Annotated in this window: 25 protein-coding genes and 1 tRNA gene; 11 read left to right on the forward strand and 15 right to left on the reverse strand. The window is 61.2% G+C overall.

Annotated features, from left to right (window positions below):
* Positions 1-16: 16 nt before the first annotated feature.
* From rpsA to GVL52_RS21550, 3 genes are all read right to left on the reverse strand, one after another.
* Positions 17-1717 carry a 30S ribosomal protein S1 gene (gene rpsA / locus GVL52_RS21540; RefSeq protein ID WP_160010927.1) on the reverse strand — a complete coding sequence of 567 codons (1701 nt, stop codon included), beginning with the start codon at positions 1715-1717 and terminating at the stop codon, positions 17-19.
* Positions 1718-1886: 169 nt separating this feature from the next.
* Entirely contained in the window at positions 1887-2534 is a 648-nt protein-coding gene (gene cmk / locus GVL52_RS21545; RefSeq protein ID WP_160010929.1) for a (d)CMP kinase, read from the reverse strand.
* Positions 2535-2586: 52 nt separating this feature from the next.
* Positions 2587-3231 (reverse strand): FMN-binding negative transcriptional regulator, encoded by a 645-nt coding sequence (locus GVL52_RS21550; protein ID WP_160010931.1) that lies wholly within the window; start codon positions 3229-3231, stop codon positions 2587-2589.
* 258 nt (positions 3232-3489) lie between these two features.
* Between GVL52_RS21550 and GVL52_RS21555 the strand changes: the two genes are divergently transcribed.
* The 4 genes from GVL52_RS21555 to GVL52_RS21570 all read left to right on the forward strand — a co-directional run bounded on the left by GVL52_RS21555 (position 3490) and on the right by GVL52_RS21570 (position 5907).
* The gene (locus GVL52_RS21555) at positions 3490-3882 is read left to right on the forward strand and encodes a TIGR02300 family protein (RefSeq protein WP_160010933.1); all 393 of its coding nucleotides are present in this window, start codon (positions 3490-3492) and stop codon (positions 3880-3882) included.
* Between the two features lie 153 nt (positions 3883-4035).
* Positions 4036-4111, forward strand: a tRNA-Ala gene (locus tag GVL52_RS21560).
* 229 nt (positions 4112-4340) lie between these two features.
* On the forward strand, positions 4341-5057 hold the full coding sequence (locus tag GVL52_RS21565) for a YoaK family protein (protein WP_160010935.1): 717 nt from the start codon (positions 4341-4343) through the stop codon (positions 5055-5057).
* Between the two features lie 64 nt (positions 5058-5121).
* Entirely contained in the window at positions 5122-5907 is a 786-nt protein-coding gene (locus tag GVL52_RS21570; protein WP_160010937.1) for a YdcF family protein, read from the forward strand.
* Positions 5908-5914: 7 nt separating this feature from the next.
* On the opposite strand, the gene GVL52_RS21575 is transcribed toward GVL52_RS21570, so the two are convergent.
* Entirely contained in the window at positions 5915-6397 is a 483-nt protein-coding gene (locus GVL52_RS21575; protein ID WP_160010939.1) for a hypothetical protein, read from the reverse strand.
* Positions 6398-6530: 133 nt separating this feature from the next.
* Between GVL52_RS21575 and GVL52_RS21580 the strand changes: the two genes are divergently transcribed.
* The gene (locus GVL52_RS21580; RefSeq protein ID WP_160010941.1) at positions 6531-7166 is read left to right on the forward strand and encodes a trimeric intracellular cation channel family protein; all 636 of its coding nucleotides are present in this window, start codon (positions 6531-6533) and stop codon (positions 7164-7166) included.
* A 1-nt stretch (position 7167) separates the two neighbouring features.
* Here the strand turns inward: GVL52_RS21580 and irrA are convergent, their stop codons facing one another.
* Positions 7168-7587: an iron response transcriptional regulator IrrA gene (irrA, locus tag GVL52_RS21585; RefSeq protein WP_160010943.1), complete on the reverse strand. Its 420-nt coding sequence runs from the start codon at positions 7585-7587 to the stop codon at positions 7168-7170.
* A gap of 300 nt (positions 7588-7887) precedes the next feature.
* Here irrA and fabA point away from each other — a divergent pair, with 300 nt between their 5' ends.
* The 5 genes from fabA (at position 7888) to GVL52_RS21610 (ending at position 12136) form a co-directional block, all read left to right on the forward strand.
* Entirely contained in the window at positions 7888-8403 is a 516-nt protein-coding gene (gene fabA, locus GVL52_RS21590) for a 3-hydroxyacyl-[acyl-carrier-protein] dehydratase FabA (RefSeq protein WP_160010945.1), read from the forward strand.
* A gap of 60 nt (positions 8404-8463) precedes the next feature.
* Positions 8464-9687, forward strand: a complete 1224-nt coding sequence (gene fabB / locus GVL52_RS21595) for a beta-ketoacyl-ACP synthase I (protein WP_160010947.1) — start codon at positions 8464-8466, stop codon at positions 9685-9687.
* 4 nt (positions 9688-9691) lie between these two features.
* On the forward strand, positions 9692-10498 hold the full coding sequence (fabI, locus tag GVL52_RS21600; protein ID WP_160010948.1) for an enoyl-ACP reductase FabI: 807 nt from the start codon (positions 9692-9694) through the stop codon (positions 10496-10498).
* Between the two features lie 108 nt (positions 10499-10606).
* Positions 10607-11833 carry a S8 family serine peptidase gene (locus GVL52_RS21605; protein ID WP_244619248.1) on the forward strand — a complete coding sequence of 409 codons (1227 nt, stop codon included), beginning with the start codon at positions 10607-10609 and terminating at the stop codon, positions 11831-11833.
* 60 nt (positions 11834-11893) lie between these two features.
* A complete protein-coding gene (locus GVL52_RS21610) occupies positions 11894-12136 on the forward strand; it encodes a hypothetical protein (RefSeq protein WP_160010950.1) in 243 nt (80 codons plus the stop codon).
* Between the two features lie 170 nt (positions 12137-12306).
* Here the strand turns inward: GVL52_RS21610 and GVL52_RS21615 are convergent, their stop codons facing one another.
* The 9 genes from GVL52_RS21615 to rimP form a co-directional block, all read right to left on the reverse strand.
* Positions 12307-13323, reverse strand: a complete 1017-nt coding sequence (locus GVL52_RS21615; protein ID WP_160010952.1) for a class I SAM-dependent methyltransferase — start codon at positions 13321-13323, stop codon at positions 12307-12309.
* Between the two features lie 75 nt (positions 13324-13398).
* Positions 13399-15537: a polyribonucleotide nucleotidyltransferase gene (pnp, locus tag GVL52_RS21620; protein WP_160010954.1), complete on the reverse strand. Its 2139-nt coding sequence runs from the start codon at positions 15535-15537 to the stop codon at positions 13399-13401.
* Positions 15538-15871: 334 nt separating this feature from the next.
* The gene (gene rpsO, locus GVL52_RS21625; protein WP_047454019.1) at positions 15872-16141 is read right to left on the reverse strand and encodes a 30S ribosomal protein S15; all 270 of its coding nucleotides are present in this window, start codon (positions 16139-16141) and stop codon (positions 15872-15874) included.
* Positions 16142-16307: 166 nt separating this feature from the next.
* A complete protein-coding gene (gene truB, locus GVL52_RS21630) occupies positions 16308-17240 on the reverse strand; it encodes a tRNA pseudouridine(55) synthase TruB (RefSeq protein WP_160010956.1) in 933 nt (310 codons plus the stop codon).
* Between the two features lie 9 nt (positions 17241-17249).
* The gene (rbfA, locus tag GVL52_RS21635; protein WP_160010958.1) at positions 17250-17660 is read right to left on the reverse strand and encodes a 30S ribosome-binding factor RbfA; all 411 of its coding nucleotides are present in this window, start codon (positions 17658-17660) and stop codon (positions 17250-17252) included.
* Positions 17661-17734: 74 nt separating this feature from the next.
* Positions 17735-20494, reverse strand: a complete 2760-nt coding sequence (infB, locus tag GVL52_RS21640; RefSeq protein ID WP_160010960.1) for a translation initiation factor IF-2 — start codon at positions 20492-20494, stop codon at positions 17735-17737.
* A 102-nt stretch (positions 20495-20596) separates the two neighbouring features.
* Positions 20597-21286, reverse strand: coding sequence for an RNA-binding protein (locus GVL52_RS21645; RefSeq protein ID WP_160010961.1), 690 nt, complete (start codon positions 21284-21286; stop codon positions 20597-20599).
* Positions 21286-22890 (reverse strand): transcription termination factor NusA, encoded by a 1605-nt coding sequence (gene nusA, locus GVL52_RS21650; protein ID WP_160010962.1) that lies wholly within the window; start codon positions 22888-22890, stop codon positions 21286-21288. Before nusA ends, GVL52_RS21645 begins: the two co-directional genes overlap by 1 nt.
* 61 nt (positions 22891-22951) lie before the next feature.
* A complete protein-coding gene (gene rimP, locus GVL52_RS21655; RefSeq protein WP_160010963.1) occupies positions 22952-23557 on the reverse strand; it encodes a ribosome maturation factor RimP in 606 nt (201 codons plus the stop codon).
* Positions 23558-23757: 200 nt separating this feature from the next.
* On the opposite strand from rimP, the gene GVL52_RS21660 reads away from it, so the two are divergent.
* Positions 23758-25425 carry an MFS transporter gene (locus GVL52_RS21660; protein WP_200847875.1) on the forward strand — a complete coding sequence of 556 codons (1668 nt, stop codon included), beginning with the start codon at positions 23758-23760 and terminating at the stop codon, positions 25423-25425.
* Positions 25426-25447: 22 nt separating this feature from the next.
* Here GVL52_RS21660 and GVL52_RS21665 read toward each other — a convergent pair whose 3' ends face one another.
* Positions 25448-26875, reverse strand: coding sequence for a lytic murein transglycosylase (locus tag GVL52_RS21665; protein WP_244619249.1), 1428 nt, complete (start codon positions 26873-26875; stop codon positions 25448-25450).

Raw genomic sequence — 26875 nt, forward strand, 5'->3', positions numbered from 1 at the left:
CCTTGAAGGCCAGCGATTACTCGCTGCGGTTCTTCAGAGCCGCGCCGAGAATGTCGCCGAGCGATGCGCCACTGTCGGACGAACCGAACTGAGCAACAGCTTCCTTCTCTTCAGCGATTTCCAGAGCCTTGATCGAAAGCATGACCTTGCGGTCCTTCTTCGAGAAGTTGGTGACGCGAGCGTCAACCGTCTGGCCAACCGAGAAGCGCTCAGGGCGCTGATCGTCGCGGTCGCGTGCAAGGTCTGCACGGCGGATGAACGAGGTGATGTCTTCGTGCTCGACGAGCTTCACTTCGATACCGCCATCGTTGACTGCGAGAACTTCGCAGGAAACGACTGCATTCTTGCGCAGTTCGCCAGAAGCAGCGGCTTCGCCGACTGCATCCTTGCCGAGCTGCTTGATGCCGAGCGAGATGCGTTCCTTTTCGACGTCCACATCGAGAACGACAGCCTTGACGACGTCGCCCTTGTTGAACTCTTCGATGACCTGTTCGCCCGGACGGTTCCAGTCGAGGTCGGAGAGGTGCACCATGCCGTCAACGTCGCCGTCGAGACCAATGAACAGGCCGAATTCGGTCTTGTTCTTGACTTCGCCTTCGACTTCAGTGCCAGCCGGATGATTGCGAGCGAATGCCGCCCACGGATTTTCCAGCGTCTGCTTGAGGCCGAGCGAAATACGACGCTTGGACGGATCGACTTCGAGAACGACGACTTCGACTTCCTGCGTTGTGGACAAGATCTTGCCGGGGTGTACGTTCTTCTTGGTCCAGGACATTTCCGAGATGTGGATCAGGCCTTCGATGCCTGGCTCCAGCTCGACGAACGCACCGTAGTCGGTGATGTTCGTGACGGTACCGGAAATCTTCTTGCCTTCCGGATACTTGGCCTGGATGCCATCCCAAGGATCAGACTCGAGCTGCTTCATGCCGAGCGAGATGCGGTGGGTTTCCTGGTTGATGCGGATGATCTGAACCTTGACCTGCTGGCCGATGTTCAGGATTTCCGAAGGATGGTTCACACGGCGCCATGCCATGTCGGTGACGTGCAGCAGGCCGTCGATGCCGCCGAGGTCAACGAACGCACCGTAATCGGTGATGTTCTTGACGACGCCGTCAACAACCTGGCCTTCTTCGAGGTTCTGAACGATTTCAGAACGCTGCTCGGCACGGGATTCTTCCAGAACCGTACGACGCGATACAACGATGTTGCCGCGACGCTTGTCCATCTTGAGGATTTCGAAGGGCTGCGGGTTGTGCATCAGCGGGGTAACGTCGCGGATCGGGCGGATGTCGACCTGCGAACGTGGCAGGAAGGCAATCGCGCCGTCGAGGTCGACCGTGAAGCCGCCCTTAACCTGGTTGAAGATAACGCCTTCAACGCGCTCACCAGCTTCGAACTTGGCTTCGAGCTTGATCCAGCTTTCTTCGCGGCGAGCCTTTTCGCGCGACAGAACTGCTTCGCCGAGCGCGTTTTCGATGCGCTCAACATAAACTTCGACTTCGTCGCCGACCTTGAGCGTGCCGTCCTTGGCCTTGGCGCCGAATTCCTTGAGCAGGATGCGACCTTCGACCTTGAGGCCGACGTCGACAACGGCCGAGTCCTTCTCGATTGCCGTTACGATACCCTTGGTTACATAGCCTTCAGCCAGATCGTTCTTGGCAAAGGATTCTTCCAGAAGGGCCGCGAAATCTTCGCGAGATGGAGTAGCTACAGACATGAAATCTCCTGCGTGTCCTAAAACCTGGACACGTATGCACCGGTTGGTTCGTGTTGAATGAGCCTGAACCCAGTCCGCCCTCTCATGGAAGGCAATCCGGCGCTTGGACGGAATTTCAGGCTTGTCTTCTAAAAGCGACCCGGGCAAGGCCCAGGCATATCGCTTGAATTCATGTATTTCGGCTCAAGGCCAAATCGATGACCGATTTTGCTGCTTGAAACGCGGCCTCTATACTCATTTCCGACGTATCAAGCAAGTGCGCGTCTTCGGCTGGTTTCAAAGGGCTGTCGGCGCGGCCCATATCGCGCTCGTCACGCCGCTTGACGTCCTCGAAAATCGCCTCGAAATCAGCCGTAACGCCGCGGCCAAGGATCTCGTCGAAACGGCGCCTGGCGCGCACCTCGGCAGACGCCGTCACGTAGAGTTTCACCGGCGCCTGCGGGCAGACCACCGTTCCGATATCGCGACCATCAAGCACCGTACCGGGCTGCTTTTCGGCAAACCGGCGTTGCGCCTCGACCAGCGCACGACGCACGGCCGGCATCACGGCAATCTTCGAGGCGGCTTCGCCGATCTCGTGTTGCGAGAGCATATCGCGATCGAGGCCGGCGAGTTCAACCTCGCGGGCGATCTTTTCGGCGGTGGCCTCGTCATCGAGCGGCAGGCCGGCATCGAGTAGCGCCTTGGCGGTGGCGCGGTAGGTCAGGCCGGTGTCGAGATGATGGAAGCCGTAGACATCGGCAATCTGCCGCGACAGCGTGCCCTTGCCGGCAGCGGCCGGTCCATCGATGGCAATGACGAAGGCGTTGGAATTCATCGGCGTGTGTCGTTTCTCTATTCTATCGCGATTGTTCGGTCGGCTTTGTTTTTCAGTCGGCATCCGGCAGGCCGCCGTAACGACGGACAAGCCCGGTCATCTCGGCCTGATCGGCGGCTTCACCGAGCCCTGCGGCCACGCCCTCCCGGTCGGCGACCGGTCGGTTCTGGCTGACCTTCCATTTGCCCTCGATCGCGGCGATCTCGATTTCGATGCCGATGATGCCCCGCATCTGCGCCCGGATGAACGCGTCGGGCGCATCATCGACCGCCCACGGCTTTTCGCGGGGGCCCTCGTGCTCAGCGGTCAGCGCGGTGATCTGCGCCAGCAGCCAGTCGGCGTCGTCGATGACACGGGCCACGCCCTTCACCTGCACCATCGCATAATTCCAGGTCGGCACGACCTTGCCGGTCTCGCGCTTGGTCTCGCACCACGACGGCGTCACATAGCTGTCGGCGCCCTGGAAGATTACCAGCGGCTCGGCGCCCGCCTCGAGATCGCGCCATTGCGGATTGGCTCTGGCGACATGCAGGCGCAGGGTCCCTTTTTCGGAGGCATCGGCATCCAGGTGAAACGGCACGGCGTTCGCCATCAGCCCGGAGGCGCCTGCCGTGATCAGCAAACCCAGCGGATGGGCGCGGATCAGCGCGTGCTGAACCTTGAGATCGTCTTCCCTGAAATGCGGTGGCTGGTACATCGTCGCCTGCCTGTTTCGGCTGCCGGATCGGCCGGCATTGGGTTGGACATGGATATTTCGCGGCTCATTAGCACAAAGCACCGGCACGGTCATCCAGCCTGCGGCAGGCACTGCATCGGCGGCATATGAAGTTTGGCTTTGACATGGACGGCTGCAACGATTATGGGGACCGGCTTATAAATTCCGAATAGAACGCCGGTTTCAACGGCATTTGCCGAATCTTAGGTTCGGCTATTCTCACGATCACGAGGCTCAACAGTGGCGAAAGCTGAACTTGGAACCAAGCGTACCGATCCGGAAACCGGCAAGAAGTTTTACGACCTGAACCGGAACCCGATCGTTTCTCCTTACACGGGCAAGTCCTATCCCCTCTCCTATTTCGTGGAAACCTCGGCTGCTGCAGCAGCTGAAGCCGCCCAGGAAGAGGAAGAGGTCGCCGAAGTCGATACCGAAAGCACGGAAGTCGAACTGGTTTCGCTCGAGGACGCCGATGAAGGCGCATCCGGCGACGACATCCCTGACATGGGCGATGACGACGTCGAAATCGAAGGCGATGACGACGACGACACCTTCCTCGAAGCCGACGAAGACGACGATGATGACGACATGAGCGACATCATCGGCGTGACCGGCGACGAAGAAGACGTCTGATTTCGATTGCGGATCGGCCCGGGCGAGAAAAATCACCGGGCCGATTTTTTAGGCTTGCTATCTGCGAAAACCGCACGTATTAAGCCGCCACTCCGCAAGGCACAGCGCCTTGCGAAGCATCCCAGGACCGGAGAAATCCGGGACTACCTTGATGGGGCTATAGCTCAGCTGGGAGAGCGCTTGCATGGCATGCAAGAGGTCAGCGGTTCGATCCCGCTTAGCTCCACCAAATCTTTTTTCCATGAAATTGCGGCTAGACTAACAAGCGTGAAATACACGAATTGATTTTCGTGTGCGGCAGGTCTTATGCTGGTTTGCCTATCCATTTTAAGAGAATCCGTTTCAATCCGCGGGCTCCGGCAACCCCCGACGCATTTCGCGTCCTGCCGGATCGTCTGCATTGCAGGCCGAAGCCTGATTTGCGCGAGCGTCGGGCGGCCAAAGTCTGGAACCCATCCGTGACACGACAGAGACGACGGCATATCATTCATACGCGCCGGAGGGCCACGGGGCTTGCGCTGGCGGGGGCGATTTCGTTTTTGGCGGGGATGACCGATGCGACCGGGCTCGTTCTGAGCGGCGATTTCGTCTCGTTCATGACCGGGAATACCACGCGCACGGCGCTGTCGCTCGGTGACGGAAATTTCCAGCATGCGGCGGTTCTGATTGCGGCCATCACCGTCTTCGTGCTCGGCAATGCCGCCGGCATCGTGATTGCGCATTTTGCCGACAGGCGGATCTTCGTGGTGCTCGGCTGCGTCGGGCTGACGCTGGCGCTGGCATCGGTGATGACCAATGCCGGGCTGGTTTTGCCGCGGTTCTACCTGATCGTCGCGTCGATGGGCATGGTGAACGCCGCGGTCGAGCACATCGAGGGGCTGCCGATCGGGCTGACCTATGTAACCGGGGCGCTGTCGCGCTTCGGGCGCGGTATCGGGCGCTGGATGCTTGGCGACCGGCATTTCGAATGGACGATCCAGATCGTTCCGTGGCTCGGCATGCTGGCCGGCGCCATTACCGGCGCGCTGCTGGTGCAGATCGCCGGCGCTGCGACGCTGTGGCTGATCGCCGCCTTTGCGATAATGATCGCGTTTGCGGCGCTGTTGATCCCCAAGCCGCTGCACCGGCGCTTCAACCAGAATGCCACGCCGCGGCCGGTAGCGCGCGCCAGGTGATCGTCGCACTCTCGAGCCTGCGAATCAGCTAGACCTTCGCCAAACGGATGATGGAGCGGATCGCGTGTTTCTCTTTTCAAAACTCGTCTGGGTTTTCGGGCAGCCGCTGTCGCTTGCCTTCCTGTTGGTGCTTCTGGCGCTGATCGCCGGCCTGATCCGCTTGCGGGTGATCAGTCTGCTCTCGACTGCCGGCGCATGCCTGATCCTGTTCGTGACGCTCTATACGACCGTCGGCAACTACATGCTGCAGGGGTTGGAGGATCGCTTTGCCAAGCCGGAAGATCCCGCAACGCTGACATGCATGATCGTACTCGGCGGCGGCTTCGAGAACGAGGTGAACACCGCGCGCCACGGGATCGAGATGAATGCCGGTGGCGACCGGTTCATCGAGACGCTGCGGCTGGCGCAGAAATATCCTCAGTCGCGCATTCTGGTTTCGGGCGGCGATGGGTCGATGTCTGGGGTCTACGAGGGCGATGCGGTGATGTCCGGCCGCTTCTTCCCGCTGTTCGGCGTCGCCAAGGAGCGCCTGGTCGAAGAGACGACGTCGCGCACGACATTCGAAAATGCCGTCAACACCAAGGATCTGCTGGCGAGCCAGGGACTATCCAATTGCCTGCTGATCACATCAGGCTATCACATGCCGCGCTCGGTCGGCATCTTCCGCAAGCTCGGCATCGATGTCGTGCCATGGCCGACCGACTACCGGACCGACGGGCACGAGCGACTGGCGCTGGATTTTACCCAGCCGAGCCGGAATTCGCAGAACATGGCGACAGCGATCCGCGAGTGGTTCGGCCTGGTCGGCTATTATTTCGCCGGGCGCACCTCGGCGCTTTATCCGGCGTGAAGTCCGGCTATTTTTTCGAGATGGTCACGAATTTCGTTCCACGGACGCGGGTGGTGACGATGCAAGGTTCCTTGTTTTCATCACCGGCCGGCCGCTCGCAGAAGCGCGGATGCATTTTCATGGCCAGTACCTGGTTGCCGAAACGCTGGACGAAATCGAAGCCATAGATCTTGGCGGTGGCGATCATGAAGTAACCGCCTTCGGCGACCTGCAGATAGAAATTGTAGATGCAGCCATCCTCGTCGCACTGCGGCCCCTTCACCCCATCGCAGGTCAGGCCGCCTTCGTTGACGACGGCATCGACCAATCCGTCATTGTTGATGTCCTTGCGGATGACGAAGTCGTCCGAGAACTCGGCCTTGGTGCATTGCTTCTGGAAATGGGTCTTTTCGTAGATCTCCGGGTCGGAGATCAGCGATTGCTGGGCATGGGCAGCAACGGGTGCGACCAGCAGGGCAACGAGGTTCAGGGCGATCAGGAGCGTTTTCACAGGTTCTCTTTTCGTCGGACAAGGACGGTCTTGGTTGGCGAGTTTGGATGATCCGGCTTGCGCCGCCCTTGCCGCCATGATTATTCGAGGGAAATATCGCGCCGGGACCTGAGTACCGGCACTGGAGCACTGGATGTCGCCGTTCGTTTATCTGGATTATGCCGGCGTTGGCCTGTTTGCGGCGACAGGCGCGCTTGCTGCGTCGCGCAAGCAGCTGGATCTGATCGGCTTCCTGTTCTTCGCCGTCATCACAGGTACCGGCGGCGGCACGGTGCGCGACATCGTTCTCGGGCGGGTGCCCGTGTTCTGGGTGCTCAACCCGACCTATCTCCTGATCTGCTGCGCTGCCGGCATCGTGGTGTTCTTCACCGCCCACCTGGTCGAATCGCGCTACCGGTTGCTGATCTGGCTGGATGCCGTGGGGCTGTCTGCCTATTGCGTGATGGGGGCTGCCAAGGGGCTGGCTGCCAGCGGTTCGCCGACGATCGCGATCGTCACCGGCACGCTGACGGCCTCATTCGGCGGTATCTTGCGCGATCTGCTCGCCAACGAGCCATCGGTGCTGCTGCGGCCGGAGATCTACATCACTGCGGCATTGGTGGGCGCCGGGATCTTTACGGGGGCGAATGCGCTCGATCTGCCGCTCTATTCGGCATCGGCCGTCGGCATGCTTGCGGCCTTTGCCGTTCGCGGCGGCGCGCTCTATTACGGATGGACGTTTCCGACCTACAAGGCCAAGCCCGGCCGGCACCCAGACGACGTGATGTAGATCAGCGCTGCTTCGGGCGCAGGCGGATGACCACGTCGACATGGGCGATTTCCATGCCTTCGGGCGGCTCCGGCAGATTGGCGATCGTCAGATTGCTCACCGGAATATCGAGCACGTCATTGTCGCCTTCGACGAAGAAATGGTGGTGGTCGGAGATATTGGTGTCGAAATAGGTCTTGGCGCTTTCGACCGCGAGAACGCGGATCATGCCAGCCTCGGTGAACTGGTGCAGCGTGTTGTAGACCGTTGCCAGAGACACGGGAACGCCGGCTTGCACCGCTTCTTCGTGCAGTTCCTCGACGGTCAGGTGACGGTCGCCCTTGGCAAAGAGCAGGTCGCCGAGCGCGACGCGCTGGCGCGTCGGCCTGAGGCTGGCGCCTCGCAACCTTGCTTCAATGGTAAGAGGGGCTTCAGCCGCCATCAACAAACTCCGGTTAATCTAGCATCCTGCAATCAGGTTTCCTTAGCCATATAACTTTTGCACGGAAGGCTTTCAATAGTTTCAATGGGGACAACAGGTGTCAAAGCGCCGCAAAATCGGGCTTTTGGCGCAATTAACTCTGGCCGCGGCCTTGGCCTTCCTGTATGCGACCACCAAATAGGGCATATGCCTGTTCATATTGGTGGATGAAGCCTAGTCATGCTTATGCTTCATTTTCCGCTGAACTTGGACTAAACGTTCACATCCATCGGCAAGGTTGCGGGGGGAATTAGAGTTTTCATGGCGACGAAACAATCCAGCTTCAACTACGAGGAAATCCTGGCCTGTGGCCGCGGCGAACTGTTCGGCCCGGGCAATGCGCAGTTGCCGCTCCCGCCGATGCTGATGGTCCACCGCATTACCGACATTTCCGAAACAGGCGGCACCTTCGACAAGGGCTACATTCGCGCCGAATACGACGTGAAGCCCGATGACTGGTATTTTCCCTGCCATTTCCAGGGCAACCCGATCATGCCCGGCTGCCTTGGCCTCGACGGCATGTGGCAGCTGACCGGCTTCTTCCTGGGCTGGCTCGGCGAACCTGGCCGCGGCATGGCGCTGTCGACCGGCGAAGTGAAGTTCAAGGGCATGATCCGCCCAACGACGAAGCTGCTGGAGTACGGCATCGATTTCAAGCGCGTCATGCGCGGGCGCCTCGTGCTCGGTACCGCCGACGGCTGGCTGAAGGCCGACGGCGAAGTCATCTACCAGGCAAGTGACCTGCGCGTCGGCCTGTCAAAAGACAAGGCCGAGTGATTGCACCGGGCACGCTTGCCCGGTTTTCCAAGTTAAAAAGAAACGAAAAGGTGGAAACACATGAGACGGGTAGTTGTCACGGGTCTGGGCGTTGTTTCCTCGATCGGCAATGATGCCGCCGAGGTCACTGCCTCGCTGCGCGATGCCAAGTCCGGCATTTCCTTTTCCAACGACTTCGCCGAGCATGGCTTCAAGTGCCAGGTCTGGGGCAGCCCGACGCTCGATCCGACCGATATGGTCGATCGCCGCGCCATGCGCTTCCTCTCCCAGGGCGGCGCCTGGAACCATGTCGCGATGAAGCAGGCGATTGCCGATTCCGGTCTCGAAGAGAGCGACATCAGCAACAACGAGCGCACCGGCATCATCATGGGCTCGGGCGGGCCGTCCACCCGCACGCTGATCGAAGCCGCGGAAATCACCATCAAGAACAACAGCCCGAAGCGCATCGGCCCGTTTGCCGTGCCGAAGGCGATGTCGTCCACGGCATCGGCGACGCTCGCCACCTGGTTCAAGATCTACGGCGTCAACTACTCGATCTCGTCGGCCTGCTCGACCTCGGCGCATTGCATCGGCAATGCTGCTGAGATGATCCAGTGGGGCAAGCAGGACATCATGTTCGCCGGCGGTCACGAAGATCTCGACTGGACGATGTCGAACCTGTTCGACGCGATGGGCGCCATGTCCTCAAAGTACAACGACACGCCCGAGACTGCTTCGCGCGCCTATGACGCCACCCGTGACGGCTTCGTCATCGCTGGCGGTGCCGGCGTGCTGGTTCTCGAAGAACTCGAGCATGCCAAGGCCCGCGGCGCCAAGATCTATGCCGAAATCGTCGGTTACGGCGCAACGTCGGATGGTTACGACATGGTCGCTCCATCAGGCGAAGGCGCGATCCGCTGCATGCGCCAGGCGCTGGCAACGGTGAAGGGCGACGTCGACTACGTCAACACCCACGGCACCTCGACCCCTGTTGGCGACAGCAAGGAAATCGGCGCGATCCGCGAAGTGTTCGGCAACAAGATCCCGCACATCCAGTCGACCAAGTCGCTGACCGGCCATTCGCTGGGTGCCGCCGGCGTGCAGGAATCGATCTACTCGCTGCTGATGATGCAGGCCGGTTTCATCGGCGAAAGCGCGCACATCACCGAACTCGACCCCGAATTCGACGGCGTGCCGATCGTTCGCAAGCGCATCGACGATGCCAAGATCGACATCGCCCTTTCCAACTCCTTCGGCTTCGGCGGCACCAACGCCACCCTCGTCTTCCAGCGCTATAACGGATAATAATATGACGGGTATCATGCAGGGTAAGCGCGGGCTTATCATGGGCGTTGCGAACAGCCATTCGATCGCCTGGGGCATTTCCAAGGCGCTGGCCGCACAGGGCGCCGAGCTTGCCTTCACCTACCAGGGCGATGCCCTGGGCAAGCGCGTCCGGCCGCTGGCGGCCGAGGTCGGCTCCGACTTCATCCTGCCTTGCGATGTCGAGGATATCGCATCGGTCGATGCCACCATCGACGCCATCAAGGAGCGCTGGGGCAAGCTCGACTTCGTCGTTCACGCCATCGGCTTTTCCGACAAGAACGAGCTGAAGGGCCTCTACGCCGACACCACGCGCGACAATTTCAGCCGCACGATGGTGATCTCCTGCTTCTCCTTCACCGAGATCGCCAAGCGCTGCGCGCCGCTGATGACCGATGGCGGCTCGATGCTGACGCTGACCTATAACGGCTCGACCCGCGTGATCCCGAACTATAACGTCATGGGCGTCGCCAAGGCGGCTCTGGAAGCCTCCGTGCGCTACCTGGCGGCCGATTACGGCCCGAAGGGTGTTCGCGTTAACGCGATCTCCGCAGGCCCGATCCGCACGCTTGCCGGCGCCGGCATTTCCGACGCCCGCGCCATCCTGTCGTGGAACCAGCAGAACGCGCCGCTGCGCAAGACCGTGACCATCGACAACGTCGGCAACTCGGCGCTCTACCTGCTCTCCGACATGTCGGCTGGCGTCACCGGCGAAATCCACTTCGTCGATGCGGGATTCAACATCACCTCGATGCCGACGCTCGAGGCGTTGCGCGGGGCGGACGTCGCGTAGAAGGAATGCAACCTCGCTCAATCTGAGGGATGGCTCAACCCTCGATTGGGTTGATTGTAATATATATCAAAAATTGTAATGTCCCCCTGATGCACCAAGGGGGACAAAATGACACCTCAAATGTTGACCGCACCTAAAGCAGATCCGCTTCTCGACGCCATGCGTCCCCGGCTTACTGGATCGTGGCTGGTGAGCCTTGAAGAGGACGCCTCCATCGGATCGGGCGTCGATGCGCTTAGGCAGTATACGGGCACTGATGTCTCCGTCGCCGTGATGAGCGAACTACAAATGGTGCCCCCGGCGCCCGACGGCGGCATAATCCTTTTCGAAGACATCAAGCTGGCTGTGGTCGTGCCTCGCAAACGGCAACAAATCGCTGCGGCAATGGCGGAATTGGGACAACGGGATGAGATCGCCGAAGCGCGCCCCGAGTTCTACCTATTCGGACTGCAGGAGTTTCGCGACACCGCCGAAGCGACTTGGGGCATCGGAGCCACCCACGCACTTCAATCCGCCTTTACCGGCAAAGGGATCAAGATAGCGATCCTGGACACCGGAATAGACCTTGCGCATCCAGATTTCGTCGGGCGTCCTATCGTTACCCGATCTTTCGTTGCCGGGGAAACGATTGACGACGTGCAGGGGCATGGTACGCATTGCGCAGGGACCGCGGCCGGGAAGTCCCGGATGGCGGGCACACCGCGATACGGCGTCGCGCCCGACGCGGAACTCTATATCGGCAAGGTCTTGAACAATTCCGGCTTTGCCGCGGAGAGCGATATCATCGCCGGCATCAGTTGGGCCATCAATCAGCAATGCGCTGTGATTTCACTGTCGCTCGGAAGCCCAGTGCGGCAGGGCGAGTCCTACAGCCGAATTTACGAGCGCATAGGGCGCATTGCTCTCGACAGCGGGAGCCTCGTCTGCGCCGCGGCCGGCAACGACAGCAACCGAACTTTCGGCGCCATCGCGCCCGTCAGCTCACCCGCAAATGCGCCCTCCATTGTGGCCGTCGGCGCAGTCGATGCGCTCTACCAGCCGGCGAGCTTTTCCAACGGCGGTATTAATCCAGATGGTGGAGAAATCGATCTGGTCGCACCTGGAGTTGGTATATTTTCGTCCTCGCCAAGTCCGCGCCTCTACCGCATAATGGATGGCTCAAGCATGGCCTGCCCGCATGTTGCGGGGGTTGCGGCACTTTGGGCGGAGAGCGACGCCAGCATGCGCGGGCGGGCTCTGTTAGAGGCGTTAAGAAATAATGCACGGCCATTGCCACATAATCGACGCGACGTCGGCGTGGGCCTCGTTACCGCCCCGTCAAATCCTGTTAGTTGAAGATCCGCTAAAAAGCGCCTATATCCTTGTGGCTGATAGACGGCCGGAAAGAGGTACATGATGAGCAGGCTCAGCTACGCCGTCGTCATCGATGACAACCACTTCGATGAGACGAGTGCGATCGCCGAGACGATTTCACGCCAAGGCTTCAAGGTTGACAGGGTGTTGCCGGAGATCGGCGCGATCTATGGCAGCGCCGAGGAGGCGCTTGTGGGACGGCTGCGCGATATCGCTGGCGTCGAAGAAGTTCGTGAATCTCGCGACATCCAAATGCCACCCTTTCGGGAAGGCATTCCTCAGTAGGACGCGATTTCGCTTCGGCCGTTGCTCGGCCGATGAACTGACATCCAAAGAACCGTTATTCTGCATTGGCCGCAGCATCGCTGTTGTGCGCGTCATATGGCACCGGAAAACCCGGTGGGTGGCGGGTTTGCTCAACCAACAAACCCGTCCACATGACTGTAGCAGCTTCCTTACTTCTTCGCCCAGAGGACCTTGAAGCGGGCGTTGCGGCAGGTTTCGCCGCTTTCCTTGAAGTGTTCGGCCAGAACAGGCTCGTAGGGCATGCCGCGATTGGCGACCAGCAGCAGGCGACCGCCGCCGCGCAGCGATGAGGCTGCCATCTTGATCATCGCCTGGCCGAGTGCAGGCTCTGCAGCATGGCCTTCGTGGAACGGCGGGTTCATGATGATCAGGTCATACTTGTCCTTGACCGGCTCGCCCGTCAGATCGTGCCAGAAATAACGTGCGGCTAGGTTCGGGCAGTTCTCACCCATGTTGGCCTTGGCGGCCTCCAAAGCGGCATGGTTGGCCTCGTAGAGGTCCAGACGGCTGACGCCTGGCGAACGTGCCGCCATCTCGACCGAGAGATAACCCCAGCCGGCGCCGAAATCAGCGACGTCGCCGGTGAAATCGACCGGCAGGCGCGAGGCGAGCAGTTCCGAACCGTCATCGATGCGATCATGCGAGAACATACCGGCGGATGCCTGGAAGCGGCCATCGACGCGCACCGGCGGCTTGGCGAACTTGGCGATGATCGCGCTGCTGTCTTCGGGTGCGCCGAACCAGAAGGCGACGCCGTGGTACTTCGGCATGTGCTCGATCGACAGGCCGAAGGCTTCCATGCGCTTGCGCAGCGGCTGGACGCCATCTTCCTTGCCGCCGGCGACGACGACGAGACCGCCCACCTTAACGCGACCAAGCGCGGTGGCGACGTTCGCCTCGTTCTCGCCCTTGTGCTTGTTGCAGAGCACCAGAACGGCATCATAATCCTCACCCTCGATCTCAGGCGTGGTCTCGATGCGCTGGGCGAGCAACTGCCGGTACAAAGGCTTGAAGCCCTGTACGGCGCTCAGCGAGGCGGCAAAGCCCTCCGGCAGGGCGAAGCCTGCCTCGGCGCCAAGGAAAAGCACGCGCTCGCCCTCGCCGGGCGCCTCGACGGTGCCGCTTACAAAGGGGTGGAACAGTGTCTTCAGCGTCTCGCTGGTCATGGTTTTATCTCGATCTCGAATAGAAAAAGGGCGCGAGAAGATTCCCGCGCCCATGAAGTCTTCGGAAGGCGCAGCTTACTCGGCTGCTTCTTCCTTCTTCTTGTCGGCAGCGATTTCCTGGCCGGTTGCCTGATCGACAACCTTCATCGACAGGCGGACCTTGCCGCGCTCGTCGAAGCCGAGGAGCTTGACCCAAACCTTCTGGCCTTCCTTGACGACGTCCTGGGTCTTGGCAACGCGATCCGAAGCGAGCTGCGAGATGTGGACGAGGCCGTCGCGGGCGCCGAAGAAGTTGACGAATGCGCCGAAGTCGGCGGTCTTTACGACCGTACCTTCGTAGATCTGGTTGATCTCAGGCTCGGCAACGATCGAGTGGATCCACTTGCGGGCCGCTTCGATTTCCTTGCCCGACGACGATGCGATCTTCACGGTGCCGTCGTCTTCGATGTTGATCTTGGCGCCGGTCTTTTCGACGATTTCGCGGATGACCTTGCCGCCCGAACCGATAACTTCACGGATCTTGTCGACCGGGATGTTCATCACTTCGATGCGTGGTGCGAATTCGCCGAGCTGCGAGCGACCTTCGGTGATGGCGTTGGCCATTTCGCCGAGGATGTGCTTGCGACCGCCCTGAGCCTGCTCCAGAGCAACCTTCATGATCTCTTCGGTGATACCGGCGATCTTGATGTCCATCTGCAGCGAGGTGATGCCGTCGGCAGTGCCGGCAACCTTGAAGTCCATGTCGCCGAGGTGATCTTCGTCGCCGAGGATGTCGGAGAGAACGGCAAAGCGTTCGCCTTCGAGGATCAGGCCCATGGCAATACCGGCAACCGGCTTGGCCAAAGGAACGCCTGCGTCCATCAGAGCGAGCGAAGTGCCGCAGACGGTTGCCATCGAGGACGAGCCGTTCGACTCGGTGATCTCGGAGACGACGCGCAGCGTGTAGGGGAACTGGTCAGCCGACGGCAGCATCGGGCGGATAGCGCGCCATGCGAGCTTGCCGTGGCCGATTTCGCGGCGACCCGGGGAGCCCATGCGGCCGGTTTCGCCAACCGAGTAGGGAGGGAAGTTGTAATGGAGCAGGAAGCGCTCCTTGTACATGCCGGTGAGCGAATCGACATACTGTTCGTCTTCGCCGGTGCCGAGCGTGGCAACAACGATTGCCTGTGTTTCACCGCGGGTGAACAGGGCCGAACCGTGGGTGCGTGGCAGGATGCCGACTTCCGATACAATGGCACGAACGGTCGACAGGTCACGGCCGTCGATGCGGCTCTTGGTGTCGAGGATGTTCCAGCGAACGATCTTCGCCTGCAGGTGCTTGAAGGTCGCGCCGATGACTTCGGCGGTGTACTTCGGCTCTGCGCCTTCCGGGAAGAAGTGTGCCTTGACCTTCGCCTTGACGGCGTCGACGGCAGCGTAGCGTTCAGCCTTCTGGGTGTTCTTGTAGGCGACGCGCAGTTCGGCTTCGAAGTGCTTGAGCATTTCGGCTTCGAGCTCGGAATGATCTTCCGGCTGGAAATCGCGAGGCTCCTTGGCGGCAACTTCGGCGAGCTTGATGATCGCGTCGAGAACCGGCTGGAAGCCGCGATGACCGAACATCACAGCGCCGAGCATGACTTCTTCGTTGAGTTCCTTGGCTTCGGATTCAACCATCAGAACGGCGTCGTGGGTGCCGGCAACAACCAGGTCCAGAACCGATTCTTCCATCTCGTCGAGATGCGGGTTGAGAACGTATTCGCCGTTGATGTAGCCGACGCGTGCGCCGCCGACCGGGCCCATGAAGGGAATGCCGGAAAGGGTGAGCGCTGCGGAAGCGGCAACCATCGACAATACGTCAGGATCGTTCTCAAGGTCGTGCTGGATGACGGTGACGACAACCTGGGTGTCGTTCTTGTAGCCTTCCGGGAACAGCGGGCGGATCGGACGGTCGATCAGACGCGAAACCAGCGTTTCCTTCTCGGACGGACGACCTTCGCGCTTGAAGTAGCCGCCGGGGATCTTGCCGGCTGCGTAGGTCTTTTCCTGGTAGTTGACGGTCAGCGGGAAGAAGTCCTGGCCCGGCTTCGGCGACTTGGCCGAAACGACGGTGGCGAGAACAACGGTTTCGCCGTAGGTGGCGAGAACGGCGCCGTCAGCCTGGCGGGCGATCTTGCCGGTTTCGAGCTTGAGTGGGCGGCCTGCCCATTCAATTTCAACGGTATGGGTGTCAAACATATGTCTTGTCCTTCAATGCGGGAAGACGCGCCATTGCCAAAGAGGGCACGGCGCGCAGTCGACCGCAATCAATGATGACACATCATGGGCAAGACAACGGGAGGCTTTGCAACATCGGTCTCTTCGCAGAAACCGGGCCAAGGTGTGCGCCCTGGCCGAAAGCATCCGGCAATCCTGCCCCATGACAGGTCAACGGTTTGGTTTTGGCAGATCCGGCCCATCCGGGTCCGCCTGATAGTCCCGCACGCCTCCTTGCGTATCGCGGGGTCGGGGAAAACACTCCCCCGAAAGAAATGCGGCGGGCGTCCTGAAGGAGCGCCCGCCGACAAAAGCCTTAGCGGCGGATACCCAGGCTGGCGATCAGCTTGGTGTAACGGCCTTCGTTCTTCTTCTTGAGGTAGTCAAGAAGCGAGCGGCGGCTGGAAACCATCGTCAGCAGACCACGGCGGGAATGGTTATCCTTCTTGTGGTCCTTGAAGTGGCCGGTCAGGTTGTTGATACGCTCGGTCAGGATGGCAACCTGTACTTCCGGCGAACCGGTGTCGCCTTCAACCGTTGCGTATTCCTTGATCAAAGCAGCCTTGCGCTCAGCAGTAATCGACATCGTATGTTCCTTTCGATGAGAGGATATAAGGTCGCCAAAAGCCGGGATGTCGTCCAGCTTTGGCCGCGAATGCATTCAAGCCGTGCCTAATGCTGGCGCTGCCTATAGACCATTCGGGCAGCAAAGGGAAGAGGCATGCCGAGCACGCCTCCGCCTGACATCGGCCTCAGCCGAAGACGCGCTTGGGGCGGAACTCGCCCTGGCCGATTTCGCCGATGGCGACCAGCTTGCCGCGGGCGGTGGCATAGGCTTCGCTTTCGGCAACCGGAGCGTCACGGCCGCGCACGAGGATGGGATTGCCCATCTTCAGGCGGTGGGCCTGGTCGTCGTTGACAACGAGATGCGGCAGTGACGACAGTGCTTCGCTGGTGTCGATCAGCAGCGCATCGAGGGCTGCCAGGCGCTCGTCTATATCCTCGATTTCCTCAAGGGCGACGAGATCGGCGAGCGGGATCATGCTGTCTTCGGCAAACGGAGCGACGAAGCTGCGGCGCAGATCCGAAATATGGCCGTAGCAGCCGAATTCGCGACCGAAATCGCGGGCCAGCGCCCGGACATAGGTGCCCTTGCCGCATTCGACCTCGAAATGCGCGGTGTCTGCATCCGGGCAGTCGAGCAGCGTCAGGCGGAAGATCTCGACTTCGCGCGACGGGATCTCGACGGTTTCGCCTTCGCGAGCCAGATCGTAAGCGCGCTCGCCGGCGATCTTGATGGCGGAGAACTGCGGCGGGATCTGGCTGATGATGCCGGTATACTCAGGCAGCAGATCGCGGATCTGCTGTTCGGTCGGGCGCGTGTCGGAGCTCCGGGTGACTTCGCCCTCGAGATCGTCGGTGGCGCGTTCTTCGCCCCAGGTGACGGTGAATTCATAGATCTTGCGGCCGTCCATGACGTAGGGCACGGTCTTGGTGGCGTCGCCAAGGGCGATAGGCAGCATGCCGGAGGCCAGCGGATCGAGCGTACCGGCATGGCCGCACTTCTGCGCCTTGAACAGCCACTTGATCTTGGAGACGGCTTCAGTCGAGCCAAAATCGACCGGCTTGTCAAGGATAAGCCAGCCCGAGATCGGGCGGCCTTTGGGCTTACGTGGTTTGGACATAAGGCTCTTCTATGATTGTTCTTCGGTGTCGCCGCCTTCAAGGTCACGCATGACCTCGGGCGAGCGCAGCAACTCGTCGATCTTCTTGTAGTTGTCGAAGCTCGTATCGTCGCGGAAACGGACTTCCGGCATGTATTTCATCTGCCGGAGCTGCGGGCCGAGACGGCCGCGAATGTATTTGGCGTGGCGGTTCAGCGCCGCGATGATCGCGGCATGATCTTCGACACCGAGCGGCGTCACGAAAGCCGTCGCGACCTTCAGATCGGTCGACATGCGGACTTCGGAAATCGAGATGACGGTCTTTTCGATCAGGTCGTCGCGCACTTCGCCGCGCTGCAGGACCTGGGTGATCGCGGCGCGGACCTGCTCGCCGACGCGCAGCATACGCTGCTGTTGTGCTGAGGTGAGTTTTGTTGCCATTGTTCTTTGCCTCAAAAGGTTCGGGCGCCGGACTGGATAATCCGGCGCCCGTCCACATTTCTAGTCTCGCACGATCAGAGTGTGCGGGTGATATGCTCGACGCGGAAGCATTCGATCGTATCGCCGGCACGGATGTCTTCGTAGTTCTCGAAGGCCATACCGCACTCCTGACCGACCGGAACTTCCGATACTTCGTCCTTGAAGCGCTTGAGCGTCTTGAGCTTGCCTTCGTGGATGACGACGTTGTCGCGCACCAGGCGGACGCCTGCACCACGTTCGACCTTGCCTTCGACGACGCGGCAACCTGCAACCTTGCCGGTCTTCGTGATGTTGAACACCTCGAGGATTTCGGCATTGCCGAGGAAGGTTTCGCGGCGTTCCGGAGAGAGCAGACCCGACATCGCTGCCTTCACGTCATCCACGAGGTCGTAGATGATGTTGTAGTAGCGGATCTCGATGCCTTCGCGCTCGGCGAACGAACGCGCCTGCGAATTCGCACGGACGTTGAAGCCGATGATCGCGGCGTTGGATGCCTCGGCCAGCGAGATATCCGATTCCGTGATGCCGCCGGCACCAGAATGCACGATGCGGGCACGCACCTCGTCGGTGCCGAGCTTGTCGAGTGCGCCGGCAATGGCTTCGATCGAGCCCTGCACGTCGCCCTTGATGACCAGCGGGAATTCCTTCACGCCGGCGCTCTGCAGCTGCGTCATCATCTGTTCCAGCGAACCGCGCTGGCCAGACTGACGGGCAGCGGCCTTGTCGCGCGCCAGGCGCTGACGGTATTCCGAGATCTCGCGGGCGCGGCTCTCGTTTTCGACGACGGCGAACTTGTCACCGGCTGCCGGCGTACCGGACAGGCCGAGAACTTCGACCGGCATGGCGGGACCCGCTTCCTTGACGTGATCGCCCTTGTCGGTGACCAGGGCGCGAACGCGGCCCCAGACGTCGCCGGCAACGATGATCTGGCCCGGGCGCAGCGTGCCGTTCTGGACGAGAACGGTGGCAACCGCACCACGACCGCGGTCGAGCTGGGCTTCGATGACCGTGCCTTCCGCCGTGCGGTTCGGGTTGGCCTTGAGGTCCAGAATTTCAGACTGCAGCAGGACGGCTTCGAGAAGCTTGTCCAGGTTCAGGCCGGTCTTGGCAGACACTTCGACGTCGAGGACTTCACCACCCATGGATTCGACGAACACTTCGTGCTGCAGCAGCTGGTTACGAACCTTCTGCGGATCAGCTTCGTGCTTGTCGACCTTGTTGATGGCGACGATGATCGGAACGCCGGCCGCCTTGGCGTGGCTGATCGATTCAATCGTCTGCGGCATGACGCTGTCGTCGGCCGCGACCACCAGGATGGCGATGTCGGTTGCCTGGGCACCACGAGCACGCATGGCCGTGAAGGCGGCGTGACCGGGGGTGTCGATGAAGGTGATCTTATGACCGCTCTGTTCGACCTGGTAGGCACCGATATGCTGGGTGATGCCACCGGCTTCGCCGGAGACAACGCTGGTCTTGCGGATGGCGTCGAGCAGCGAGGTCTTGCCGTGGTCGACGTGACCCATGATGGTGACGACCGGCGGACGGGAGACGAGTTCACCTGCGTCATCGGCAACGTTGAAGATGCCGAGTTCGACGTCGGATTCAGAGACGCGCTTGACGCTGTGGCCGAATTCGCCGGCGATGATTTCTGCGAGGTCGGCGTCGATGACGTCGCCCGGCTTCATCATCTGGCCTTCCTTCATCAGGTACTTGATGACGTCGACGGCGCGCTCAGACATACGCTGCGACAGTTCCTGAATGGTGATGGTCTCAGGCAGGATGACTTCGCGAATGACCTTTTCGCGGGTTTCCTGCATCTGGCTGCGGCGGAACTTTTCCTGGCGGCGGCGCATGGCGGCCATCGAGCGACCACGGGCTGTGCCGTCGTCGTCAACGCCTGCGGTGCCGATCGTCAGCTTGCCGCGACGGCGCTCATCTTCGGTCTTCGGACGGGTGGTAACAGGTTTTGCCGGTTCCGGACGAACGACGCGGCCACGGGCTGGAGCGCCGCGCGGTGCCGGACGTTCTTCCTGCTCGTTTTCGCGACGGCGAACGCCTGGTGCTGCAGCAGCAGCGCCAGCAGCCGGACGGGGCGACGCATCGCCATCGGCGCGGCGAACGACCGGTGCACCAGCGGCTGCGCGCGGCGCTTCGGCCACGGGAGCGACAGGTGCCGGCGGAGCGGCAGCAGCTTCGGCGGCGCGAACCGCTTCTTCTGCGGCGCGAACCTTGGCTTCTTCCGCTTCAGCGGCCTGGCGAACGATTTCTTCGGCTGCACGGCGCTTTTCGTCTTCAACGCGGCGGACCGCATCTTCGGCGTCTCGAACCTGAGCCATGGCGAGCGCCCGGCGGCGTGCATCCATTTCTTCCGGCGACAAATGGTTCAGAACCACCGGACGCGGACGATCCTGCTGGCGCGAAGGCTGCGACTGCTGGGGACGGTTGTGCTGCTGGCCGCTTGGCTGATGATTGCGCTGCGGCTGCTGTGGCTGCGGGGCGCGGGCCTGAACAGGCGCCGGAGCCGCCGGTGCCGGTGTCGGCGCCGCTGCAACAGGGGCAGGTGCCGGCTCGGCGGCACGAACGGGCGCTGCCGGGGCGGCGGCCACGGGTGTGATCGGACGTTGTTCGTCTTCAGGGCGCATCGGGCGCCGCTTGCGGGTCTCGACAACGACCGCCTTGGTGCGTCCGCGGCCCATATCCTGGCGCACGGTGCCCTGGCTTACGCCCGACGGCTTCAGGGTCAGAGTCTTCTTGCCTGGTCCGTTCAGTGTCTTGTCGTCATTGCTATCGGTCATTCGTTCCCGTTCCTTCGGACAGGGAGCGATGACGTCATCAGGCCCTGTCAATCAAATAGTGTCGATCAATGATCTGGGGACCGGACAAGTCCGGTGACCGCGTCATTGTTTTTGCCGGCCAGCGCCGCCCGCTGCCCGGGACTGACCGCCATTGCGGTACTGTTCGAGCATCTTTGCGCGCTTCACTACACCTTCACCCGCCTGCCCTGCAAGCACTGCAGCATGGATAAAAGCGTTCTGACCCATCAGGCCTTCCATTTCGCTCTCCGAGAAGAGGTGGTAGGAAGGTATTTCTTCCTCGGTTTCCATTCCGAGATGCCAGGCCTTGCGGGCCTGATCGATTTTCCTCACGCCGTCGGCTGCCGCGTCCGTCGCATGAAACACAGCGATGGCAGCGCCACTCCTGATCGCAGCATCCACTTTCGAGGAGCCGCTGATGAACTGCCCGGCCTTACGGGCCATGTTCATCATCTGCATCAGCTGCTGCATCAGCAGCTTTTCGACGGTCTCGCCGAGATCGGCGGCCGCCTTCACATCCGCTTTCAAGGCACGGGCGAAGAGCTTCTTCGCCACTGCCTTGTCGACCATAGCGCGGTCGATCTTCACCCAGCAGCCGCGTCCCGGAAGCTGGCGCTTCAGATCGGCAACCACCGTCCCATCGGGAGCGGCCACGAAGCGGATCAGCTCATCCGGCGATCCGCTTTCGCGCGTCACGATGCACATGCGACCATTCTCGTTATATCCCGCAAGATCATCGTCTTCAGGAGAAACGGTAGGCTCACGCGCAGACATTAAACTTCCTGCTCGGCCTCGGGAGCTTCTTCAGCTTCCGCTTCCTTCGGGAGGTCTTCCTCGGTGATCCAACCAACCGCGAGGCGGGCCTGGACAACCATCTGTTCGGCTTCGACGCGCGAGACGTCGAACTTGGAGAACAGACCTTCGAACTTCTTGGTCTCGCCGTTCTTGCGTTCGCTCCAGCCGACGAGATCGTCAGCGGCGCAACCGGCAAAGTCTTCCATCGTCTTGATGCCGTCTTCGCCGAGCGCGACCATCATCTGGGCAGTGATGCCCTCGATCTGGCGCAGGTCGTCGGAAACGCCGAGTGCCTTGCGCTTCTCGTCCATCTCGGCTTCGAGCTTTTCGAGATATTCGCGGGCACGGGTCTGGATTTCCTGGGCCGTGTCTTCGTCGAAACCGTCGATCGAGGCGATTTCGTCGAGTTCGACGTAGGCCAGTTCCTCGACAGCCGCGAAGCCTTCGGAGGCCAGAACCTGGCCGACCATTTCGTCAACGTCGAGCGAGTCCATGAACAGGTTGGTGCGCTCGTTGAATTCCTTCTGGCGGCGCTCGGATTCCTCGGCTTCCGTCATGATGTCGATGTCCCAGCCGGTCAGCTGCGACGCCAGGCGAACGTTCTGACCGCGGCGGCCGATGGCCAGCGACAGCTGTTCGTCCGGAACCACGACTTCGATGCGCTCTGCGTCCTCATCGAGAACGACCTTGGCGACTTCAGCCGGCTGCAGGGCATTGACGACGAAGGTCGCCGGGTCCTGCGACCATGGAATGATGTCGATCTTTTCGCCCTGAAGCTCGCCGACAACGGCCTGAACGCGCGAACCGCGCATACCGACGCAGGCGCCGACCGGATCGATCGACGAGTCGTTCGAGATGACGGCGATCTTGGCGCGCGAACCCGGGTCACGGGCAACCGACTTCACCTGGATGATGCCGTCGTAGATTTCAGGCACTTCCATGGTGAAGAGCTTGACCATGAACTGCGGATGGGTACGCGACAGGAAAATCTGGGGGCCACGCTGTTCGCGACGAACGTCGTAGACATAGGCGCGGACGCGATCGCCGTAGCGGACGTTTTCGCGCGGGATCATTTCGTCGCGGCGGATGATGCCTTCGCCACGGCCGAGATCGACGATGACGTTGCCATATTCGACGCGCTTGACGGTGCCGTTGACGATTTCGCCGACGCGATCCTTGAACTCGTCGAACTGGCGATCACGCTCAGCTTCGCGAACCTTCTGGACGATCACCTGCTTGGCGGACTGGGCAGCGATACGGCCGAAATCCATCGGCGGAAGCGGGTCGGCGATGAAATCGCCAAGGGCTGCATCCGGGTTGCGGTCGCGGGCCAGTTCGAGCGGGATCTGGGTCGAATAGTCTTCGGCCAGTTCGACAACTTCGAGCAGACGCTGAAGGCGGATTTCACCGGTCTTCGGGTTGATGTCTGCGCGGATGTTGGATTCAGTGCCGTAGCGCGAGCGCGCGGCCTTCTGGATCGCATCTGCCATTGCGGCAAGCACGATCTCGCGGTCGATGACCTTTTCGCGCGCCACTGCATCTGCGATCTGCAGAAGTTCGAGCCGGTTCGCACTGACTGCCATGTCTTTTCTCTCCGTCTAGGCGTTCAGGGTTCCCTTTCCCCGGCGCCACAAGTTGATCGGTTTATTCTTCGTCTTCCGCTTCGTTCTGGTTCGCGGCCTCTGCCTTCGCCAGCTTGTCGGCGCGCAGTGCATCACGGATCAGATCGTCGGTCAGAATGAGTTTCGCGTCGGCAAGTGCCGTGAACGGAATAACGATGGTCTGTTCTTCGCCCTCGGAAACCTGGTCGCGCTCCAGCGTAAAGCCGTCGGTATCGGTGGCAACGATCTTGCCACGGAAGCGCTTGCGATTGCCGACCATGATCGACGTTTCGCACTTCACAAGGTGTCCCGTCCAGCGCACGAAATCGGACTTGCGCACCATCGGCCGGTCGATGCCTGGTGAAGACACTTCCAGATGATACTCTTTATCGATCGGATCTTCCACATCGAGCACAGGAGAAACGGCAACCGAGACCTCTTCGCAGCCTTCGACGTCCATCGTTCCATCGTTGCGCTCGGCCATGATCTGCATGGTGGCGCCGTTCTGGTTGAGCATGCGCACGCGCACCAGGCGGAAGCCGATATCGACAAGCACTGGCTCGATGATGTCGGCAAGGCGCTGGTCGAGGCCGGTCTCCGTGATCAGCCGCGGCTCAGGTGTGTTGTCTGCGTTCGTCGTATCCGACAAGCGATGGCTCCTAGCAATTTCATGCATTTGGGGTGATCGAGGTAATAAAAAAGAGCGGGTCCTTGCGGCCCACTCTTCATCAAGACGATCAAGATTTGAGAGCCATATAGGCCCGTTTCCGTGAAATTGCAAGCTCCGTCGGCAAGCACGCGAAGGAGGCGGCTGAACTGTAGCCATGATCGCCATTGGCCTTATATAGCATGACAGCAAAGCGCAGTGCATCGGCGGGAGAGATCGTGGCATATACTTCTTCGACATTAGCACCACTCAGGCACGAGACCTACCGCACCATCTGGTTTGCCAGCATCGCATCGAACTTCGGCGGGTTGATCCAGGCGGTGGGTGCGGCGTGGATGATGACCATGATCACCACTTCGGGCGACATGGTGGCGCTGGTGCAGACCTCCACCGCGCTGCCGATCATGCTGTTCTCGCTGGTCTCGGGTGCGCTTGCCGACAGTTTCGACCGGCGGCGGGTGATGCTCACGGCGCAGTGTTTCATGCTTGTCGTCTCGGCGCTGCTCAGCGTCTTTGCCTATCTGGAGCTGCTGTCGCCGTGGCTGCTGTTGTTCTTCACCTTCCTGCTCGGCTGCGGCACGGCGCTCAATAATCCGTCGTGGCAGGCGTCGGTCGGCGACATGGTGCCGCGTGCCGATCTGCCGGCGGCGGTGACGCTGAACAGCGTCGGTTTCAACATCACCCGCAGCGTCGGCCCGGCGCTCGGCGGCATCATCGTGGCAGCGGCAGGGGCGGCGGCCGCCTTCGCCGTCAATACGCTAAGCTACTTTGCGCTGATCTATGCGCTGATACGCTGGAAGCCGGCCTTCCCGGTCTCGACATTGCCGCGCGAGGCGCTGGGCAGCGCCATCTTCGCCGGGCTTCGCTATATCTCGATGTCGCCGAACCTGCAGAAGGTGATGTTGCGCGGCCTGATCTTCGGCATCAGCGCCAGCTCGATCCTGGCACTTCTGCCGATCGTGGCACTGGAACTGGTGGTCGGCGGGCCGCTGACCTACGGCCTGATGCTCGGCTCGTTCGGCATCGGCGCGATTGGCGGCGCCGTTTTGAATGCGCGGCTGCGGGAAAAATTCTCCAGCGAGACGATCGTGCGGCTGTCGTTTGCAGGCTTTGCGCTGAGTGCAGCGATTGCCGCGCTTAGCCCCTATTCGGCGCTGACCTGCGCCGGGCTGGTGATCTCGGGCGGCTGCTGGGTGCTGGCGCTGTCGCTGTTCAACACCATCGTGCAGCTATCGACGCCGCGCTGGGTGGTCGGCCGGGCGCTGTCGCTCTACCAGACCGTGACCTTCGGCGGCATTGCCGGCGGCAGCTGGATCTGGGGTATCGCCGCCGATCGCTTTGGCGTTGCCAATGCGCTGTTGCTGTCGGCGATCGTCATGCTGTTCGGCATCGTCATCGGCCTGAAATTCGCGATGCCGGCCTTCGCCTCGCTCAATCTCGATCCGCTCAACCGGTTCACCGAACCGTCGCTCAGCCTCGACATCACGCCACGCAGCGGGCCGGTGGTGATCCAGGTGGATTACGAAATAGACGACAGGGACCTCCCGGAGTTCATGGCGCTGATGGGCGAGCGCCGCCGGATCCGGATCCGCGACGGCGCCCGCAACTGGGCGCTGATGCGCGACCTGGAGAAGCCGGGGAGCTGGACGGAGACCTATCATACGCCGACCTGGGTCGAGTATATCCGGCACAACCAGCGACGGACGCAGGTGGACGGCGAGAATACCGATCGGCTGCGGGCCCTGCACCGGGGCGAGACTGCGCCGCATGTGCACCGGATGATCGAGCGGCAGGCCATTCCGCCGAATGACGACGTGTTCTTCAAGGCGCCGATCGATCTGCATCACTGAGATCGATCGCAGGTCTCCAAAACTATTTCAGCTTGCCGATCATGTGGGCTTCTGGATAGCAGGTCGGCTTCATGCCGTTCTTTTGCTGCCACTGGCCGATCGAGCGGCGGGTCTTGTAGCCCGGCAGGCCGTCGGAGCCGCCGACGTCATAGCCCTTTTTCTCCAGCGCCTTCTGCATGGTGGCGACGTCGGAGCGCAGCATCTTGCCGACATCGCCCCACGGGCCCTGGAATGAGCCGGAGCCATAGGCGATGCGGTCCGCCAGATTGCCGATGTAGAGGGCGTAGAGGTCGGAGTTGTTGTATTCCTTGATGGTGTAGAAATTCGGCGTCACCAGGAATTCCGGGCCGTCGCGGCCGGCCGGCACCATCATTATGCCGGTGGCGTTGTTCTCGTCGGACGGGAAGGCCTTGCCTGATATCCGATCGATGCCGAGCGAGGCCCAGTGGGCGATCGGCTTGCCGAGATCGGGGCCTTCCTGGGCGCAGGAGACCGCAGCAGGGATCGTGACCTCGTAACCCCAGCTGCGGTCGCGCTGCCAGCCCTTCTTGACGAGGAAATTGGCGATGGAGGCCAGCGTGTCGGGGACCGAGGTCCAGATGTTGCGATGGCCGTCGCCATCAAAATCGACGGCATATTTCAGGTAGCTGGTCGGCATGAACTGCGGCTGGCCGAGAGCGCCCGCCGACGAGCCCTTGAAATCGGCGGCGGTGACATCGCCGCCGTCGATGATGTGCAGGCCGGCAATCAGTTCGGTGCGGAACATCTCCTTGCGGGTCGACATGAAGGCCTTGGTGGCCAGCACCTCGATGCCAGAATTGGGGATCTTGGCGGCGCCAAAGCCGGTCTCGCGACCCCAGATGGCCAGCACGATCGAGCCGGGCACGCCGTAGGTCTTCTCGATCTTCTTCAGCGTCGAGGCATATTGCGAGGCAAAGCCGCGGCCGGTGACGGCGAGACGCTTCAGGCGATCGTCGTTGAAATACGGCGCCGGCGACGAGAATTCGGCCTGCGTCTGTTTCTGTTCCTTCGGCTTGGGGAAACCAGGAGGGGCGAGATCGTTGAGCGACCAGTCAAGTTCGACGCCTGCAAAGGCGGCCTTGAAGGTTTTTTCGGAAATGCCGCTCTTTTGCGCTTCCGGCCAGAGATCGGCCTGTACCCAGCGTTCGAACTGCGCTTCGACGTCGGCCTTGGAGGGGGCGGCGTGGGCGACAACAGGCAGGCTCGTGAGGGCGATGACAAGAGCTGCGAAGCCCGCGGCGCGCTCCCTCTTCGCCCCGACGGGGAGACGTGCCGAGCATAGCGAGGCGATGAGGGGGGCTCTGAGCGCATGCGAAGAACGCCCTGAGTAAAAGCGAAGGGCAATAAGCGTTCTGCCAATCAGCCCCCTCATCCGCCCTTCGGGCACCTTCTCCCCGGCGGGGAGAAGGGGAAGATTGCGATTGCCCAT

This window comes from Rhizobium sp. 18055 (genome assembly GCF_902706285.1).
Taxonomy (GTDB): Bacteria; Pseudomonadota; Alphaproteobacteria; order Rhizobiales; family Rhizobiaceae; genus Rhizobium.